This is a genomic window from Bacteroides caecigallinarum, assembly GCF_016901995.1.
Lineage (GTDB): Bacteria > Bacteroidota > Bacteroidia > Bacteroidales > Bacteroidaceae > Phocaeicola > Phocaeicola cellulolyticus.
The window spans coordinates 15,615-32,927 of sequence record NZ_JACJLE010000048.1 but is presented as its reverse complement, the minus strand read 5'-3'; the positions used below and the strand labels follow the sequence as shown (position 1 = coordinate 32,927).

Here is a 17,313-nt window from a genome sequence, read left to right as displayed (position 1 = left end):
AAAGCATGGAGATAGGGATAATACGGAAATATAGAAATCATACTCTATGAAAAATGAGAAACCGATGATTATATAACGAAAAGAGGATGCATCATTTTGACACACCCTCATGGAATTAAGCTTGCTACAGTAGTGTTATATCATCCAATGTAAACATTTACGTTCAGAAATAATGTGTCATGCTGATCGCTGATGTCAAAATCAATCTTGTCTTCTCTGGCCAGCCAGCCTATTGCAGCATTTAAATCTCTGTCTGTTAAACCTGTTGCTGCCTTCAGCTGTTTGTAATCCCAATGTGCATTGTCTTTCAGTTTGTTCCAGACAATACCGGCATTTGCGCCGATTTGATACTTGTCCATTCTTGTTTTGTTTAATTTGTTATTAGATAGTAAGGTCTTGCCTTTGATTACAAATATACTCTTAATAATTATTAATAAAAATTATTGAGACTTTTTTATTGCTGAATGAGTGGGTTTTTAATGTTTTTTAAATGTATAGGGGAAAAGTATTACACAATGGTTTCCGGTCTAATTCGATTTTTACTAACTTTGCATATCATTTCAATATTGAATTATATGGTGAGAAACAAAATAAACTGGAGAGTGCCTAAAGGGGCAGAACTTACTGAACTGGACAAGAAGGTACTGTATTTTCAGAATAAAGGACATCTGGTCCCTTCAAGAAAACTTATAAAAACTCCTGAACAGATTGAGGGAATAAGACGCAGCGGTGTGATAAATACTGCTGTGCTTGATTTGGTGGCAAGTGAAATCAAGGCCGGCATGAGTACGGCTGAGATTGACAAGATGGTGTATGACTTTACGGTGTCGCATGGAGCCATACCTGCACCGCTCAATTATGAGGGATTTCCGAAAAGTGTATGTACTTCTATAAATGAGGTGGTGTGTCACGGCATTCCGTCGGAAGACGAGATATTGGAGGAGGGAGATATTATCAATGTGGATGTATCGACTATTCTCGACGGATATTATTCTGATGCTTCGCGTATGTTTATAATAGGTAAAACTTCGCCTGAAAAGGAGAAGCTTGTGAGGGTGGCAAAGGAATGTCTGGAGATTGGTATGCAGGCTGCTACTCCTTTCGGTTTCGTGGGTGACATCGGTAACGCTATTGAGAAGCATGCCAAGAAGAACGGTTTCTCGGTAGTGAGAGATCTGTGCGGACACGGTGTGGGACTGGAATTCCACGAGGAACCGGACGTGGAGCATTTCGGTAAAAAAGGTACGGGAATGTTGCTGGTGCCGGGAATGGTGTTTACCATTGAGCCGATGATTAATATGGGTACGTATGAAGTATTTGTGGATGAGGAGGATGACTGGACTGTAGTTACGGAAGATGAACTTCCTTCGGCACAGTGGGAACATACTTTCCTTATGACGGAAAACGGATTGGAGATACTTACTTATTGATTTCAAACTTTATTATTATAGATTACAATGGATAATGTCGTTATATTAGGTATAGAGTCGTCGTGTGACGATACTTCGGCTGCCGTGATACGTGACGGTGTGTTGCTGTCGAGCGTAATTGCCAGCCAGGCTGTGCATGAAGCGTATGGTGGCGTGGTGCCTGAACTTGCTTCGAGAGCTCATCAGCAGAACATTGTGCCTGTGGTGCATGAGGCGCTGAAAAGGGCAGGAGTGCAGAAGGAGGATTTGAGTGCGGTGGCTTTCACCCGCGGACCAGGACTTATGGGGTCGCTGTTGGTGGGTGTGTCTTTCGCTAAGGGACTTGCAAGATCGCTTGACATTCCGATGGTGGAGGTCAATCACTTGCAGGGACATGTGCTGGCACATTTTATAAAGGAGTCCGGCGAGGATAATAATCAGCCTAAGTATCCTTTCCTGTGTCTGCTCGTTTCAGGTGGTAATTCGCAGATTATACGTGTGAATGCATACAATGATATGGAGGTCCTGGGACAGACTATTGACGATGCTGCAGGCGAGGCTATTGACAAATGTTCGAAGGTTATGGGATTAGGATATCCGGGTGGCCCGATAATAGACAGACTGGCTAGACAGGGTAATGCTTCGGCATATACTTTCAGCAAGCCTCATATCCCGGGATATGATTATAGCTTCAGCGGACTGAAGACTTCTTTCCTGTATTCGTTGAGGGAATGGCTGAAGGATGATCCGGACTTTATAGAACATCATAAAGAGGACTTGGCTGCATCGCTGGAAAAAACTATCGTGGATATTCTTATGGACAAGCTTCGTAAGGCTGTGAAGGATACGGGCATAAACGAGGTGGCTGTGGCTGGTGGAGTTTCGGCCAACAACGGATTGAGAAATGCTTTCCGCGAACATGCTGCAAAATATGGATGGAACATCTATATCCCGAAATTCGGATATACTACGGATAATGCTGCCATGATTGCTATTACAGGATACTATAAATTCCTGGATAAGGATTTCTGCAGCATAGACAAGCCTGCTTATTCGAGAGTGACAATTAAATAGAACAATATAAAATATAAAGAGATTATGTCAGTAGAAGGTAAAATGTTAAGTCGAGATATAAGCGAGATTTTCTGGAGAGAGGAATTTTCGCTTGCAACTGCAGAAAGCTGTACAGCCGGTAATATCGCTGCTATTCTTACTGCTATTCCTGGAAGTTCAAAATTCTATAAAGGTGGAATCGTGGCTTACTCGAACGAGGCAAAACAGAATTTGCTTGGGGTGAGTGCAGAAACTCTGGAACAGTTCGGTGCAGTGAGCGAGGAAACAGTAGTGGAAATGGTAAAGGGAGCAATGAAGGCTTTCAATGCTGATTTTGCTGTAGCTACATCCGGTATTGCAGGACCTACAGGCGGTACTCCTGACAAACCGATTGGTACTGTCTGGATTGCTGCAGGCAACAAGGATAATGTGATAACAGAAAAAATCTGTGAAGACAACGGAAGAGAGCAAAATGTGCATAATGCAAGCATAAAAGCACTGTATTTATTGCGTGAATTGTGTCAAAATCAAGAAAATAACGAGGAAAAGTAGAATTTATTACTTAAAAGTTTGCATGTTTGAAATAAAAACGCTTACTTTGCACTCCGTTTTAAAGAATGAACGAATTGAAACTATAAAAACTAGATAGAAATGTCAAAAATTTGTCAAATTACCGGAAAGAAAGCCATGATTGGCAACAACGTTTCACACTCAAAGAGAAGAACTAAAAGAACTTTTGATGTGAACTTGTTTACAAAGAAATTCTACTATGTAGAACAAGATTGCTGGATTAGCCTGAACATCTGCGCTAACGGCTTGAGAGTTATTAACAAGAAAGGACTGGACGCTGCATTGAACGAAGCTGTAGCTAACGGTTACTGCGATTGGAAGAGTATCAAAATTATTGGTTAATTAAAAGGAGAGAAAGACTATGGCTAAGAAAGCTAAAGGTAACAGAGTACAGGTAATCCTTGAGTGCACAGAAATGAAGGAAAGTGGTTTGCCGGGAACTTCTCGCTATATCACTACAAAGAATAGAAAGAATACAACTGAAAGATTGGAACTTAAGAAATATAACCCAATCTTGAAGAGAGTAACAGTACATAAAGAAATTAAATAATAAGAGTAAACCATGGCAAAGAAAACAGTCGCAACCCTTCAGACAGGTAAAGAAGGACGTTCTTATACTAAGGTTATCAAAATGGTTAAGTCACCTAAGACTGGTGCTTACATCTTTGACGAACAGATGGTTCCAAACGAAAAAGTTCAGGACTTCTTTAAGAAATAATTGTAGCATTACAGCTATTAAATGATATTTTGAAAGTTCCCGCCAATAATAAACGGCGGGAACTTTTTTTATATCTAAGAAATTAGTTATATCTTTGTGTCATAAATAGATAATTGTATAAGTATGGGAATTTTTAGCTTTTTCTCTAAAGAAAAGAAGGAAACTCTGGACAAGGGATTGTCTAAAACTAAAGAAAGTGTTTTCGGAAAAATAGCAAGGGCTGTTGCCGGAAAGTCAAAGGTGGACGATGAAGTATTGGACAACCTTGAAGAAGTGTTGGTAACTTCGGATGTGGGTGTGGAGACTACCTTGAACATCATTAAACGTATAGAAACAAGGGTGGCAAAGGATAAGTACGTAAATACCCAGGAACTTAACAATATTCTTAGGGAGGAAATTGCGGCTCTGCTTACTGAAAACAATACGGTGGATGCTGAGGACTTTACTCTGCCTGCCGGAAAGAAACCATACGTGATAATGGTGGTGGGAGTGAACGGAGTAGGTAAGACTACAACCATCGGAAAACTGGCATATCAATTTAAAAAAGCTGGAAATACTGTGTATCTGGGTGCTGCCGATACCTTCCGTGCTGCTGCTGTTGAACAGTTGGATATTTGGGGCGAACGTGTAGGTGTGCCTGTGGTGAAACAGAAAATGGGAGCCGATCCTGCATCGGTGGCTTTTGATACTTTGAGTTCTGCTGTGGCTAATAATGCTGACGTAGTGATTATTGATACTGCAGGACGTCTGCATAACAAGGTGGGACTGATGAACGAGCTTACCAAGATTAAGAACGTGATGAAGAAGGTTGTACCTGATGCTCCTCACGAGGTGTTGCTGGTACTTGACGGTTCTACAGGACAAAATGCTTTTGAACAGGCTAAACAGTTTACTTTGGCTACGGAGGTTAATGCGATGGCTATAACCAAACTTGACGGTACTGCCAAAGGTGGTGTGGTGATTGGTATATCTGACCAGTTTAAGATCCCTGTGAAATATATAGGTCTTGGTGAAGGTATTGAGGACTTGCAGGTGTTCCGTCGCCGTGAGTTCGTTGATTCGTTGTTTGGCTCTGAAGGAAAATAAATGAGAAAAAATACTATTGATATAATTACTCTTGGATGTTCCAAGAACCTGGTGGACTCTGAAAAACTAATGCGTCAGCTTGAAGCTAACGGTTACAAGGTGACACATGATGCGGAGAAACCACATGGGGAAATAGCGGTGATTAATACTTGCGGATTTATCGGTGACGCGAAAGAAGAGTCCATTAATATGATTCTGGAGTTTTGCCAGGCAAAGGAAGAGGGAAAACTCAAAAAGCTTTATGTAATGGGATGCTTGTCTGAACGTTATCTTGGCGAACTGAAAGTGGAAATTCCGCAGGTGGATAAATTTTATGGTAAATTCAACTGGAATGAGTTGCTTGAGGATTTGGGTAAGGATTATCATTCGGAATTTGCAATAGAAAGACATCTTACTACTCCTAAACATTATGCTTATCTGAAGATTTCGGAAGGTTGTGACAGAAAGTGTTCGTATTGCGCCATACCTATAATAACGGGAAGACACGTGTCAAGACCGATGGAGGAAATTCTGGACGAGGTGAAATTGCTCGTATCGGAAGGTGTCAAGGAATTTCAGGTTATAGCTCAGGAGCTTACTTATTATGGTGTTGATCTTTACAAGAAGCAGATGTTGCCGGAACTGATTGACAGAATGGCAAAAATTCCTGGGGTGGAATGGATACGTCTGCATTATGCATATCCTGCAAAATTCCCAAGAGAGTTGTTCCGCGTGATGAGGGAGAATGATAATGTTTGCAAGTATATGGATATTGCTTTGCAGCATATCAGTGACAATATGTTGTCGCGAATGAGAAGACACGTGACAAAAGAGGAAACTTACAGACTGATTGAGGAGTTCCGTAAAGAAGTGCCGGGAATACACTTGCGTACTACTCTTATGGTGGGACATCCCGGAGAAACTGAAGATGACTTCGAACAGTTGAAAGAATTCGTTAAGGTTGCCAAGTTTGACCGTATGGGAGCTTTTGCCTACTCTGAGGAGGAGGGCACTTTCTCGGCTGAAAATTATGATGATGATATACCGCAGGAGGTAAAGCAGAAACGTCTGGATGAGCTGATGGCGTTGCAGCAGGAGATTTCCGGAGAGTTGAGTCATCAGAAAATAGGAAAGACTTTCAAGGTTATAATCGACAGAAAGGAAGGCGACTACTATGTGGGAAGAACAGAGTTTGATTCTCCGGAGGTAGATCCAGAGGTTCTTATTAAAGACGATGGCAAGAGATTGAAGGAAGGCTATTTCTATAATGTCCTGATAGAAGATGCCGATGATTTCGACCTGTACGGGAGGATTGCGGAATGAATGAGAAGGAGTTTATAGATGCGTTGTCTGCAAAGACGGGGATTGATGATAAAAGGATTTCAAAACTGATGTCGTCTGTGGCAGACATCGTTTCTTCAAATTTGCAGGAAGGTAAGGATGTGACTATTCAGGGATTCGGCGTTTTTGAGACAAAGAAGAAGATGGAAAAAATTGAAGTCAATGCATCTACAGGCAAACGGATATTGTTCCCGCCAAAACTTCTTGTGGGTTTCAGGCCTTCATCATTGTTGAAAGAAAGAATCAATTCGGTGCTAAACGGGTAATCAATGGAAGACAAACTTACAATTGAAAATCTTGCGGCTTTACTCGCTGCAAAAATGAATATGGAACAGGCAGATGCGGATGCATTTGTCTGTAGCTTTTTTGCCTTGATTGAAGAGGGACTGAAAAGAGACAAGTATGTGAAGATTAAGGGTTTGGGAACCTTTAAACTGATAACGGAAGCAGACAATGAGGGTAAGGTGGTTTTTATTCCTGATGCTGCGTTGAAGGAAGCTGTAAACAAACCGTTTTCTCATTTTCAGCCTGTAGAATTGAATGAAGGTGTTCATTTTGATGATATTGATGAAAATGAATCTTCTGAAGTCGGTGAGGTGGTGACGCCAAGTGAGCCGGAGCCGGATGTGGCTTCGGAACAGTCGGATATTGCTAATGTGGCAGGCCCTGATGCAGAGAATGTTTCTTTAAATGTTGCGCCTGAGGCACAGGAACCATGTGAAGAAAAGGAGGAAATTCCTACGGAGAATACAGAAGGTAAACAACGTAGATGGTTTATGTCATGGTATATGTTTGCCGCGGTACTTCTGGCAGGTGTTGTTATTGGTGTAGGTGTGATGTGGGGTGTGTTTGCAGGAAGGAGCAATGGCTCTGTGGAACGTAGTAATGATTTGAAGCAGTATGAAGAAAAGCCTGTTTCTGTGGCTCCTGTTGATTCTGTGGATACAGAAATATCTGACAGCATTGAGACTACTGAAGAAGATAATGCCGAAGATACAGTAGTGGTGCATAAGAAAGCTATTGATTCGATTATCGGTGTTGCCACAGATGATGTGTCGGAAATAAAATATCTGTCGGATGAGGTGGTTTATAAAATAAGCGGAACTTTGGACACTGTAACCATTGTGAAGGGAAGTACGTTGTCGAAAGTGGCATACAAATATTTCAGAAACAGAAAACTGTGGCCTTATATCGTAATGTATAATAAGGATGTGATAGATGATCCGAATAATGTGCCTATCGGTACCACATTGCGGATACCAAAACTTACTCCTGCGGATTAATCAGAGAATATAACAATTGAGAGGAACAGTATCAGTTGGAAAGTATCCATCATGATGCTGTTCTTTTGTTTTATATTTACGATTTGATTTTAAATTCGGCAGAATAAGATAAAAAAGACTTAAATAGATACATCTGTATGATTTTTTAATAAATATTAGTTGTGGCTGTTAACTTAAAAACGTAATTTTGGGTGCACTAAAAAGGGATTGACCTTGTTTGGTGTGTAAAATATAGAGAATGAAATTAATAAAATAAACAAGAAATTATGGCTGAAGCTATTGATATTCGTGCATTGAACGAATTGATTGAACGCCAGAGTGCGTTCGTGACAAACCTGATGACAGGTATGGATCAGGTTATCGTGGGACAAAAACATTTGGTTGAATCATTGCTGATAGGATTGTTGGCTGACGGACATATATTGTTGGAAGGTGTGCCCGGTTTGGCAAAGACATTGGCTATCAAGACTATGGCATCGCTTATTGATTCTAAATACAGTCGTATCCAGTTTACTCCTGACTTGTTGCCTGCCGACGTTATCGGTACAATGATTTATAGTCAGAAGGACGAACAGTTCATCGCTAAAAAGGGACCTATCTTTGCCAACTTCGTATTGGCCGATGAAATTAACCGTGCTCCTGCAAAAGTACAGAGTGCTTTGCTCGAAGCTATGCAGGAACGTCAGGTGACATTGAGTAAAGAAACATTCCGCTTGCCGGAACCTTTTCTGGTTATGGCTACTCAGAACCCAATCGAGCAGGAAGGTACTTATCCGTTGCCTGAAGCACAGGTGGACCGTTTTATGCTGAAGGTTATCATAGATTATCCTAAACTTGAAGAGGAAAAGAAGATTATCCGTCAGAATATCTCGGGCGAGAAAGTGGAAATCAAGCCTCTTCTTAAAGCTGAGGATATAATGGAAGCCCGCAAAGTCGTAAGACAGGTTTATCTGGATGAAAAGATTGAACAGTATATTGCCGATATCGTTTTTGCAACCCGTTATCCTGAAAAATATGATTTGAAGGAACTCAAGAGCCTTATCGGTTTCGGAGGATCTCCTCGTGCTTCCATCAACCTGGCTCTTGCTGCACGCAGCTATGCGTTTATCAAGCGTAGAGGTTATGTTATTCCTGAAGATGTTCGTGCAGTGGCTCACGATGTATTGCGTCACCGTATCGGTCTGACATACGAGGCTGAAGCTACAAACGTTACTTCGGACGAAATAGTAAGCAAGATACTTAATAAGGTTGAAGTGCCTTAATTAGAAAGAAACCTTTTTTGAAGAATGGAAACTACTGAATTATTAAAGCGTGTACGCCAGATAGAAATTAAGACCCGAGGACTGTCAAGCAATATATTTGCCGGACAGTATCATTCTGCCTTCAAGGGTAGGGGTATGGCTTTCTCCGAAGTGAGAGAGTATCAGTATGGCGATGATGTGCGTGACATCGACTGGAATGTAACAGCACGCTTTGACAAGCCATTCGTAAAGGTATTCGAAGAGGAACGCGAACTGACAGTGATGCTGCTTGTGGATGTATCGAACAGTCTTGATTTCGGTACGTCGAAGCAGATGAAAAAGGATATGGTGACGGAGATTGCTGCTACAATAGCTTTCTCCGCTATCCAGAATAACGATAAGATCGGTGTTATATTCTTTTCTGACAGAATAGAAAAGTTTATACCGCCTAAAAAAGGACGTAAACATATTCTGTATATCATACGCGAGCTGCTGGACTTTAAGCCGGAAAGTTCGCGCACAAATCTGCAATGCGCAATTGAATATCTTACGAATGTATTGAAAAAGCGTTGTACGGCGTTCATGTTGAGCGATTTTATTGATGACAATGATTTCAAGAATGCATTGACCGTGGCAAACAGAAAGCATGACGTGGTGGCTGTGCAAGTGTATGACAAACGTATGGAGGAACTGCCTGACGTAGGTCTGATGCTTGTGCGTGATGCCGAAACGGGACATGAGGAATGGATTGACACTTCGTCTAAGTCGTTGAGAAAGACTCATCATGACTGGTGGGTGGAACGTCAGAAGAAACTTAACGATACGTTTAATCTGTGTAATGTGGATTCTGTATCTGTACGTACAGACCAGGATTATGTCAGGGCATTGCTGAATTTGTTTGCTAAAAGAAACTGATAATCAGATGAAGAAGATATTGTTTAATTATGGAAAAATGATGCTCGGCTCATTGTGTTTTGCCGCTTTTGCCTTGTTCGGTTCGCAGGCAAGCGCACAACAGGTTACTGTAAGGGCCAGCATTGATTCATTGCAGCTGCTGGTGGGCGAACAGACTAAGGTGCATCTGGAAGTAAGTATGGATGCTGATAAAAAATTACGCCTGCCTGTGATAAAAGATACGTTGGTGAGGGGAGTGGAAGTACTTGACATAGCCAAGCCTGACACACAGAAGTTGAATGACGACAAAAGGTGGGTTATCACTCAGGAATATACAATTACTTCCTTTGACTCGGCTTTGTATTATCTTCCTCCATTGGAGGTTATGGTTGACGATGAAAAATATCGTTCTGAATCTTTAGCTCTCAAAGTCTATTCCATACCGGTGGATACTTTGCATCCTGATCAGTTCTTCGGACCGAAAACTGTTGTGGAAGTTCCTATCCAATGGGAGGATATAGATACAATGGTATATGCCTTTATCCTGATGTTGCTGTTCGGCTCGGCATGTGTATTCTTTATTATAAGATATAGAGACAACAAACCTATAATAAAGATTATAAAGATTGAACCGAAATTGCCTCCTCATCAGGAAGCCATGAAGCATATCGAGGAAATCAAGGCTAACAAGAATGTGCAAAGGGAGGATCCTAAACAGTATTACACAGAGCTTACTGACGTGATACGTACTTACATAATGGAACGTTTTGGCTTTAATGCAATGGAGATGACATCGTCCGAAATAATTGAAAATCTGTTGCAGGTAAGGGATAAGGAATCGCTCAAAGACTTGAAATATCTTTTCGAAACTGCTGACTTGGTGAAGTTTGCCAAACATGCACCGATGATGAACGAGAATGATATGAACCTGGTAAATGCAGTGGATTTTATCAATGAAACCAAGCTGGAGGAAGATCCTAATGCGAAAAAAGAGCCTACGGAAATAAAAGTGGAAGAGAAACGTTCAAAACAAGGTCGCATAGCATTGATGTGCAGCATAGGACTGACTGGTGTTATTGCGGTAGTTGCTTTGTATGTAGGTGTGAAATGCATTATAGATCTCTTCTTTTAACGTATAAATGAATGAAGATATGATTTTTGCTAATATTGAATATCTGTTTTTACTGATTTTGCTTATACCGTACATAGTATGGTATGTGATGCGCAGGAAACGGACAGAGGCTACTCTTCAGGTATCTACCACACGAATGTATCAGAATGCGCCGAAAAGCTGGAAGGTCTATTTGATCCATGCTCCTTTTCTGCTCAGACTGTGTACGTTCGTCATGATAGTGCTGGTGCTTGCAAGACCGCAAACTACCGATAATTGGCAGAACACTGAAATTGAAGGTATTGACATCATGCTGGCTGTGGATATTTCTACAAGTATGCTGGCTGAGGATTTGAAACCTAACAGACTGGAGGCTGCTAAACAGGTGGCTGCCGAATTTATCAACGGAAGACCTAATGACAATATCGGTCTTACGATATTTGCAGGTGAGGCTTTTACGCAGTGTCCTCTTACTGTTGACCATGGAGTTCTGCTTAATTTGTTTCAGAGCGTAAGTTGCGAAATGATTTATCGCGGAATGATAGAAGACGGTACTGCTATCGGTATGGGACTGGCGAATGCTGTTACAAGATTGAAAGACAGCAAGGCAAAATCTAAAGTCGTTATATTGCTGACGGACGGTGTGAATAACCGCGGTGAACTTTCTCCTCTTACTGCTGCCGAGATAGCCAAACAGTTTGGAGTGAGAGTATATACGATAGGTGTAGGAACCAACGGTACAGCTCCTTATCCTATGCAGACATATGCCGGTGTGCAATATATTCAGACACCTGTAGAAATAGATGAACAGACCTTGACGCAGATTGCTGCCGAAACTAACGGTAATTATTTCAGGGCTACTAGCAATTCCAAACTGAAGGAAGTTTATCAGGAGATAGATAAGTTGGAAAAAACAAAACTTAATGTGAAGGAATTCAGCAAAAGGGAAGAGGAATACGAGATTTTTGCTCTCGTGGCATTCTTGTGTATCCTGCTCGAGCTGATTTTACGTAATACGGTTTTGAAGAAAATACCTTAAAAATGTTTTGCCATGTTTAGATTTGGAGAACCGATATATTTGTATTTTTTATTGATAATTCCTTTTTTGGTAGTATTCTATATATATACCAATTATAGGAGAAGGAAAAAGTTACGTCAGTACGGAGACCCGGAACTGATGGCACATCTGATGCCGAATGTTTCGAAATACAGACCTGACGTAAAGTTCTGGCTGGTGACAGCTGCGCTGGTCATGGTTATATTCATGCTGGCACGTCCTCAGTTTGGTTCCAAAATGGAGACGGTGAAACGTCAGGGTGTTGAAACTGTGGTTGCGTTGGATATTTCCAACTCAATGCTGGCTCAGGATGTTACACCAAGCCGACTGGAAAAGTCAAAGAAATTAGTGTCCAGACTTGTAGAGACATTCAATAATGATAAGGTAGCTATGATAGTTTTTGCTGGAGAGGCATTTACCCAGCTTCCTATAACAAGCGATTATATATCTGCAAAAATGTTTCTGGAAACAATATCTCCTTCTCTTATTACAACTCAGGGAACTGATATTCGTGGTGCTATCGACTTGGCTATGAAGAGTTTTACTCCGAATGAAGGTGTAGGACGTGCAATAGTTCTTATTACAGATGGTGAAAACCACGAAGGAGGAGCAGTGGAAGCTGCTCAGCAGGCTGCGGAGAATGGCGTAAGAGTTTTTGTACTTGGAGTTGGTTCGCCTGACGGTTCACCTATTCCAGTAGAAGGAACGAATGATTTCCGTCGTGACAAGGATGGCAATGTGGTAGTGACAAAGCTGAACGAACAAATGTGTCAGGAGATTGCAAAAGCAGGTAATGGTATGTATGTTCGTGTTGATAATACAAACAATGCAGAGAGGGCTCTTAACGCTGAAATAAATAAGCTGGCAAAGGCTGATGTTGAGACTCAGGTATATACAGAATTCGACGAGCAGTTTGACGTACTGGCATGGCTGGCATTGATTCTGCTTGCCGCAGACGTTATGTTGCTCAATAGGAAAAATCCTCTATTTAAGAATGTAAAACTTTTTAAACAGGATTGATTTATGTGGTGTAGTAAAGTATATTTGATAGGGATAATGCTTCTGGGAGTTTCTGCTTCATATGCACAGAAGACTGACAGGGATTATCTTCGTAGCGGAAACAAGTTATATAATGACAGTCTGTTTGTAAAGGCTGAAGTAGATTACAGAAAGGCACTTGAGATTAATCCTAAATCTGCAGATGCAATGTTCAATCTGGGAAACTCGCTACTAATGCAGCAAAAAGGCAAGGAAGCTATGGAACAGTTTGAGGCTGCGGCACGTCTGGAGAAAGATAAGGAAAAGTTGGCTCATATATATCATAATATGGGGGTTATACTTCAATCGTCAAAGCAACTGCCGCAGTGTATAGAAGCTTATAAAGAGTCATTGCGCAATAATCCTAAGGATGATGAAACTCGTTACAATCTGGTACTTGCACAGAAACAGCTGAAAGACCAGCAGCAACAGCAAAATCAGGATCAGCAGAAAGAACAGAAGCAGGATCAGAAACAGGACGAGAAAGAACAGAACAAGGATCAGCAGGATCAACAGCAACAGCAGCAAAATCAAAATCAGCAACAGCAGCAACAGAACAAGGATGAAATGTCGAAAGAAAATGCCGAACAATTGCTGAGAGCTGCTATGCAAGACGAGAAAGACGTACAGGATAAAGTGAAGAAACAGATGCAGGTGAGCGGAAAGAAACTTGAGAAAGACTGGTAATCCTGTAACGAATTTCTATTGATATTTTAATAAGTGGAAAAACAATAATTTATATAATGATGAGAAAATATATTTTCTTGATATTGATGATTACTGCGTCACTCCACGTGTTTGCCAAGGAAGAAGTGACATTAAAAGCTTCTGCTCCTGAAGTAGTGGTAAACGGTGATCAGTTCAGACTTACATACACTGTGAATTCGCAGGATGTAAAGGATTTCCTTGCTCCGCAGGCTAAAGGTTTTGATGTCCTTATGGGACCTAGCCGTTCGCAGCAGAGTAGTACACAGATAATTAACGGCAAGGTGTCTTCCAGTCGTTCCATCACATATACATTTATTCTGATGGCGGTGTCGGAAGGTACATTTAATATTCCGTCTGCAAGCATTGAAGTTGATGGTGAGAAGATTTTCTCTAATCCACTTACAATAAAGGTTCTTCCTAAGGATAAGGAAGATGCCAACTCTAACCAGAACCAGGGCAACAGTGGAATTTCATCAAGAAACCAGAAGTCGAACGGAAAGATTTCCGATAAGGATCTGTTTGTTCTGGCAACAGCAAGCAAGACTAAAGTTCACGAGCAGGAAGCCATATTGGTGACATACAAGGCTTATACTACGGTCGATCTTCGCCAGTTGCTTGGAAAGATGCCGGACCAGCAGGGATTTTACGTACAGGAAGTTGAACTTCCTGCCCAGAAGACATTCAAGCTGGAACATTACAAAGGCAGAAACTATAATACTGTGGTTTACAGACAGTATGTGATTTTCCCGCAAAAGTCAGGACGTCTTGAAATACCTGCTGTAACGTTTGACGCAGTCGTTGCTCAGAGAGTGGCTGTATCCGACGATCCTTTTGAGGCATTCTTCAACGGAGGCGGTTATGTGGAGGTTAACAAGAAGATTGTTGCACCGAAGGTGGTTATTAATGTAGATCCGCTTCCTGCCAAACCTGAAGGCTATTCGGGAGGTGTGGGTACTTTCACTATGAAATCGGAAATCAGTGCTACAGAGCTTAAAGCAAACGAAGCTGTTACTGTAAAACTGACAATAGAAGGTACAGGTAATATGAAACTGGTCAGCGCTCCGGAAGTTAAATTCCCGCATGATTTTGAAATATATGATCCGAAGATTGATGATAATTTCCAACTGACTGCAGACGGACTGAGCGGAACAAAGAAAATTGAATATCTGGCAATCCCACGTCATGCCGGAGAGTTTACAATTCCACCTGTAGAATTCAAATATTTTGATGTAAAGTCGGGAACTTATAAGACCTTGAAAACTGAGGCATATAATCTGAAGGTAGCCAAGGGTGAAGGTAATGCAGCCAACCAGCAGGTGATAGCTGACTTTACTAACAAGGAAAATGTCAAGGTATTGGGCACTGACATATTGTTTATCAAGACAGGCGATTCTGCCTTGAGAGAAAAAGGAAAATATTTATTCGGAACTACATCATATTATTTGTGGTATATCATACCTTTCGTGCTGTTTGTGGTATTCGTTGTGATATATAGGAAACAGGCTGTCGAGAATGCAAATGTTGCAAAGGTTAAGACAAAAAAGGCTAACAAGGTTGCTACAAAACGTATGAAGCTTGCCGGTAAGCTTTTGGCAGAAAGCAAGGTCAACGAATTCTATGATGAGGTATTGAAGGCTCTGTGGGGTTATATCAGCGATAAGTTGAATATTCCTGTTTCCAAGCTTTCCAGAGACAACATAGAGGCTGAGCTTTCCAGACAAGGTGTATCCGAAGATCTTATTAAGGAATTTATCGATGTCTTATCGGAATGCGAGTTTGCTAGATATGCTCCGGGAAATCAGAACGAGACAATGGATAAAGTTTATTCGGCATCTGTCGAAGTGATAAGCAAAATGGAAAACAGTATTAAACGTTAAAACATATAGGAGAATTGATTATATGAATAAAGTGTATGTTTTTATATTGCTTCTAATAGGTTTTGTCTTTTCTGTCAACGCTTCGGTTAAGGAAGATGCCGACAAAGCTTATCAGGAAAATGATTTTAAGACTGCTATTGAAAAGTACGAAGCAATTCTGAATGCCGGACAGGAATCGGCAGATGTGTATTATAATTTGGGAAACAGTTATTATAAGAACAAGAATATAGCAAAGGCAGTACTGAATTATGAACGTGCTTTACTGTTGTCTCCGGGAGACAATGACGTGAGATATAACCTTGAAATGGCCAAGAGCAAAACAATAGATAAGGTTACTCCAAAGAGTGAAGTATTCATAGTCACTTGGATAAACTCTATAAGAAATATTATGAGTGAGTCGGCTTGGAGCGTGTTTGCCATTTCATGTTTCATATTGTTCTTGTTAGGAACTTCAACCTATATTTTCGGTAAAAAAATAGTTTTAAAGAAAATAGGTTTTTCATTGGCCGTTATATTTCTGTTCTTTACGGTTGTAGGAAATCTGTTTGCCGATGCACAGAAGGACAGATTGGTGAACAGAACTGGAGCTATCGTAATGCAACCGTCAGTAACAGTAAAAAGTACTCCTAACGAAAGTGGTACCGATCTGTTTGTCCTGCATGAAGGAACAAAGGTTTATATCAACGACAATACCATGAAGGGATGGAAGGAAGTAAGCCTTGAAGACGGTAACAGAGGATGGGTACCGACAGAAAGCATTGAGGTAATATAATGTTATAATATTTTTCTATATATGGACATACAGCAATTGATAGATTTGGATAAGTTGATATTGATGAAACTCAATGGAAGTGATTCGATATTCTGGGATGGATTTATGTATATAGTGACAAGTACTAAGACATGGATTCCTGCAGCTGTCGCATTGCTGTATGTCATATTCAAGAACAACAAGTTCAAACACGGAATGTTGATTCTTTTAATGATAGCTTTGGTGATAGCACTTGCTGACCAGACTTCATCAGGAATCTGCAAACCATTGTTCGAGCGTTTTCGCCCGACCAAAGATCCTGAGCTTATGTATATGGTAGATACGGTGAATAATTATAGGGCAGGGGGGCTGTTTGGATTTATATCAAGTCATGCCGCGAACACATTTGCCGTGGCTATGTTCGTTTCCTTGCTTGTTAAGAATATAAAACTGGGATTTATGATGTTTTTGTGGGCACTGATACCTACATATTCGCGTGTCTATTTGGGAGTGCATTATCCCGGAGATGTATTTTTCGGTATGTTGGACGGGTTATTATGCGGTGTTATAATATATTTCCTGTATGTATTTATATCAAACAAGTTTATTTTCAAGCCTAAATTGATTTCAGCGCAATATACGGTGAGCGGATACGATGTGAAAAGTGTCGATGTGGTAGTGTTGGTACTGCTCCTTACATATTTTTTCGCTGTGGTTTACGGCATGATTATATCCAAAACGCTCTATTTCTGATATAAATTTGGGAAAGGTGATAAAATATCATGTTATCAAATAAAAAATATACATTTTTCTTGCTTGTCAAGTAAAAAATATATATATTTATCATCGAGATGAAAACCATATTGTCTAATTCTTAAAATATAGATTACTATGACAAGAACTATTACTTTTAATGAACTAAGAAACATTAAAGATTCTTTACCTGAAGGAAGTATGCATCGCATTGCCGATGAATTAAATATATCTGTAGAGACTGTCAGAAACTTTTTCGGAGGACAGAACTTCAAAGACGGTAAATGTGTGGGTATCCATCTGGAACCCGGTCCGGATGGCGGTTTGGTTATGCTTGACGATACTACGGTTTTGGAAAAAGCACTGGCCATACTTAAAGAAGAGGCTGAAGCATAAATAGAGATAGCTATAATAGTTGTTCGAGATATGTTGAAAATAACTATT

At 40.6% G+C, this 17,313-nt stretch carries 21 protein-coding genes; 20 read left to right on the top strand and 1 reads right to left on the bottom strand.

Annotated features, from left to right (window positions below):
* Positions 1–140 precede the first annotated feature (140 nt).
* Positions 141–359: a winged helix-turn-helix domain-containing protein gene (locus H6A61_RS12315; RefSeq protein ID WP_154042547.1), complete on the bottom strand. Its 219-nt coding sequence runs from the start codon at positions 357–359 to the stop codon at positions 141–143.
* Positions 360–575: 216 nt separating this feature from the next.
* Between H6A61_RS12315 and map the strand changes: the two genes are divergently transcribed.
* The 20 genes from map to H6A61_RS12215 all read left to right on the top strand — a co-directional run bounded on the left by map (position 576) and on the right by H6A61_RS12215 (position 17,265).
* Positions 576–1,430, top strand: coding sequence for a type I methionyl aminopeptidase (gene map / locus H6A61_RS12310; protein WP_154042548.1), 855 nt, complete (start codon positions 576–578; stop codon positions 1,428–1,430).
* Positions 1,431–1,457: 27 nt separating this feature from the next.
* The gene (gene tsaD, locus H6A61_RS12305; protein WP_204393990.1) at positions 1,458–2,483 is read left to right on the top strand and encodes a tRNA (adenosine(37)-N6)-threonylcarbamoyltransferase complex transferase subunit TsaD; all 1,026 of its coding nucleotides are present in this window, start codon (positions 1,458–1,460) and stop codon (positions 2,481–2,483) included.
* Positions 2,484–2,507: 24 nt separating this feature from the next.
* A complete protein-coding gene (locus H6A61_RS12300) occupies positions 2,508–3,014 on the top strand; it encodes a CinA family protein (RefSeq protein WP_154042550.1) in 507 nt (168 codons plus the stop codon).
* Positions 3,015–3,113: 99 nt separating this feature from the next.
* Entirely contained in the window at positions 3,114–3,374 is a 261-nt protein-coding gene (gene rpmB, locus H6A61_RS12295) for a 50S ribosomal protein L28 (protein WP_154042551.1), read from the top strand.
* 19 nt (positions 3,375–3,393) lie between these two features.
* Complete coding sequence (gene rpmG, locus H6A61_RS12290; RefSeq protein WP_154042552.1) at positions 3,394–3,582, top strand: 50S ribosomal protein L33; 189 nt, start codon at positions 3,394–3,396, stop codon at positions 3,580–3,582.
* A gap of 12 nt (positions 3,583–3,594) precedes the next feature.
* Positions 3,595–3,750: a DUF4295 domain-containing protein gene (locus tag H6A61_RS12285; RefSeq protein WP_005841293.1), complete on the top strand. Its 156-nt coding sequence runs from the start codon at positions 3,595–3,597 to the stop codon at positions 3,748–3,750.
* A 123-nt stretch (positions 3,751–3,873) separates the two neighbouring features.
* The gene (gene ftsY, locus H6A61_RS12280) at positions 3,874–4,836 is read left to right on the top strand and encodes a signal recognition particle-docking protein FtsY (RefSeq protein ID WP_154042553.1); all 963 of its coding nucleotides are present in this window, start codon (positions 3,874–3,876) and stop codon (positions 4,834–4,836) included.
* Entirely contained in the window at positions 4,837–6,138 is a 1,302-nt protein-coding gene (gene rimO / locus H6A61_RS12275; RefSeq protein ID WP_204393988.1) for a 30S ribosomal protein S12 methylthiotransferase RimO, read from the top strand.
* Positions 6,135–6,422: an HU family DNA-binding protein gene (locus tag H6A61_RS12270; RefSeq protein ID WP_154042555.1), complete on the top strand. Its 288-nt coding sequence runs from the start codon at positions 6,135–6,137 to the stop codon at positions 6,420–6,422. The genes rimO and H6A61_RS12270 overlap by 4 nt, the downstream gene beginning before the upstream one ends.
* A 3-nt stretch (positions 6,423–6,425) precedes the next feature.
* Positions 6,426–7,439, top strand: coding sequence for an HU family DNA-binding protein (locus tag H6A61_RS12265; protein WP_204393986.1), 1,014 nt, complete (start codon positions 6,426–6,428; stop codon positions 7,437–7,439).
* Positions 7,440–7,705: 266 nt separating this feature from the next.
* The gene (locus H6A61_RS12260; protein WP_204393984.1) at positions 7,706–8,701 is read left to right on the top strand and encodes an AAA family ATPase; all 996 of its coding nucleotides are present in this window, start codon (positions 7,706–7,708) and stop codon (positions 8,699–8,701) included.
* Between the two features lie 24 nt (positions 8,702–8,725).
* Positions 8,726–9,595: a DUF58 domain-containing protein gene (locus H6A61_RS12255; protein ID WP_154042558.1), complete on the top strand. Its 870-nt coding sequence runs from the start codon at positions 8,726–8,728 to the stop codon at positions 9,593–9,595.
* A 40-nt stretch (positions 9,596–9,635) separates the two neighbouring features.
* Complete coding sequence (locus H6A61_RS12250; RefSeq protein WP_239469206.1) at positions 9,636–10,706, top strand: BatD family protein; 1,071 nt, start codon at positions 9,636–9,638, stop codon at positions 10,704–10,706.
* 19 nt (positions 10,707–10,725) lie between these two features.
* Positions 10,726–11,724, top strand: coding sequence for a vWA domain-containing protein (locus tag H6A61_RS12245; RefSeq protein ID WP_154042559.1), 999 nt, complete (start codon positions 10,726–10,728; stop codon positions 11,722–11,724).
* Positions 11,725–11,736: 12 nt separating this feature from the next.
* Complete coding sequence (locus H6A61_RS12240; RefSeq protein WP_204393982.1) at positions 11,737–12,762, top strand: vWA domain-containing protein; 1,026 nt, start codon at positions 11,737–11,739, stop codon at positions 12,760–12,762.
* A 3-nt stretch (positions 12,763–12,765) separates the two neighbouring features.
* Entirely contained in the window at positions 12,766–13,467 is a 702-nt protein-coding gene (locus H6A61_RS12235) for a tetratricopeptide repeat protein (RefSeq protein ID WP_204393980.1), read from the top strand.
* Between the two features lie 59 nt (positions 13,468–13,526).
* Positions 13,527–15,365, top strand: a complete 1,839-nt coding sequence (locus H6A61_RS12230; RefSeq protein ID WP_204393994.1) for a BatD family protein — start codon at positions 13,527–13,529, stop codon at positions 15,363–15,365.
* 22 nt (positions 15,366–15,387) lie between these two features.
* Entirely contained in the window at positions 15,388–16,137 is a 750-nt protein-coding gene (locus tag H6A61_RS12225; protein WP_204393978.1) for a tetratricopeptide repeat protein, read from the top strand.
* A 21-nt stretch (positions 16,138–16,158) separates the two neighbouring features.
* Complete coding sequence (locus H6A61_RS12220; protein ID WP_204393976.1) at positions 16,159–16,869, top strand: phosphatase PAP2 family protein; 711 nt, start codon at positions 16,159–16,161, stop codon at positions 16,867–16,869.
* Positions 16,870–17,007: 138 nt separating this feature from the next.
* Entirely contained in the window at positions 17,008–17,265 is a 258-nt protein-coding gene (locus tag H6A61_RS12215; RefSeq protein ID WP_154042563.1) for a DNA-binding protein, read from the top strand.
* The last annotated feature ends 48 nt before the right edge of the window (positions 17,266–17,313 follow it).

Excerpts from the sequence above, each read along its gene's own strand:
- H6A61_RS12230 (WP_204393994.1), top strand. The coding sequence starts at position 13,527 with ATGAGAAAATATATTTTCTTGATATTGATGATTACTGCGTCACTCCAC.
- H6A61_RS12255 (WP_154042558.1), top strand. The coding sequence starts at position 8,726 with ATGGAAACTACTGAATTATTAAAGCGTGTACGCCAGATAGAAATTAAG.
- ftsY (WP_154042553.1), top strand. The coding sequence starts at position 3,874 with ATGGGAATTTTTAGCTTTTTCTCTAAAGAAAAGAAGGAAACTCTGGAC.
- rpmB (WP_154042551.1), top strand. The coding sequence starts at position 3,114 with ATGTCAAAAATTTGTCAAATTACCGGAAAGAAAGCCATGATTGGCAAC.
- H6A61_RS12260 (WP_204393984.1), top strand. The coding sequence starts at position 7,706 with ATGGCTGAAGCTATTGATATTCGTGCATTGAACGAATTGATTGAACGC.
- H6A61_RS12235 (WP_204393980.1), top strand. The coding sequence starts at position 12,766 with ATGTGGTGTAGTAAAGTATATTTGATAGGGATAATGCTTCTGGGAGTT.
- rpmG (WP_154042552.1), top strand. The coding sequence starts at position 3,394 with ATGGCTAAGAAAGCTAAAGGTAACAGAGTACAGGTAATCCTTGAGTGC.
- H6A61_RS12215 (WP_154042563.1), top strand. The coding sequence starts at position 17,008 with ATGACAAGAACTATTACTTTTAATGAACTAAGAAACATTAAAGATTCT.
- rimO (WP_204393988.1), top strand. The coding sequence starts at position 4,837 with ATGAGAAAAAATACTATTGATATAATTACTCTTGGATGTTCCAAGAAC.
- H6A61_RS12220 (WP_204393976.1), top strand. The coding sequence starts at position 16,159 with ATGGACATACAGCAATTGATAGATTTGGATAAGTTGATATTGATGAAA.
- tsaD (WP_204393990.1), top strand. The coding sequence starts at position 1,458 with ATGGATAATGTCGTTATATTAGGTATAGAGTCGTCGTGTGACGATACT.
- H6A61_RS12285 (WP_005841293.1), top strand. The coding sequence starts at position 3,595 with ATGGCAAAGAAAACAGTCGCAACCCTTCAGACAGGTAAAGAAGGACGT.
- H6A61_RS12240 (WP_204393982.1), top strand. The coding sequence starts at position 11,737 with ATGTTTAGATTTGGAGAACCGATATATTTGTATTTTTTATTGATAATT.
- H6A61_RS12300 (WP_154042550.1), top strand. The coding sequence starts at position 2,508 with ATGTCAGTAGAAGGTAAAATGTTAAGTCGAGATATAAGCGAGATTTTC.
- H6A61_RS12265 (WP_204393986.1), top strand. The coding sequence starts at position 6,426 with ATGGAAGACAAACTTACAATTGAAAATCTTGCGGCTTTACTCGCTGCA.
- H6A61_RS12270 (WP_154042555.1), top strand. The coding sequence starts at position 6,135 with ATGAATGAGAAGGAGTTTATAGATGCGTTGTCTGCAAAGACGGGGATT.
- H6A61_RS12250 (WP_239469206.1), top strand. The coding sequence starts at position 9,636 with ATGCTCGGCTCATTGTGTTTTGCCGCTTTTGCCTTGTTCGGTTCGCAG.
- map (WP_154042548.1), top strand. The coding sequence starts at position 576 with ATGGTGAGAAACAAAATAAACTGGAGAGTGCCTAAAGGGGCAGAACTT.
- H6A61_RS12225 (WP_204393978.1), top strand. The coding sequence starts at position 15,388 with ATGAATAAAGTGTATGTTTTTATATTGCTTCTAATAGGTTTTGTCTTT.
- H6A61_RS12315 (WP_154042547.1), bottom strand. The coding sequence starts at position 359 with ATGGACAAGTATCAAATCGGCGCAAATGCCGGTATTGTCTGGAACAAA.
- H6A61_RS12245 (WP_154042559.1), top strand. The coding sequence starts at position 10,726 with ATGATTTTTGCTAATATTGAATATCTGTTTTTACTGATTTTGCTTATA.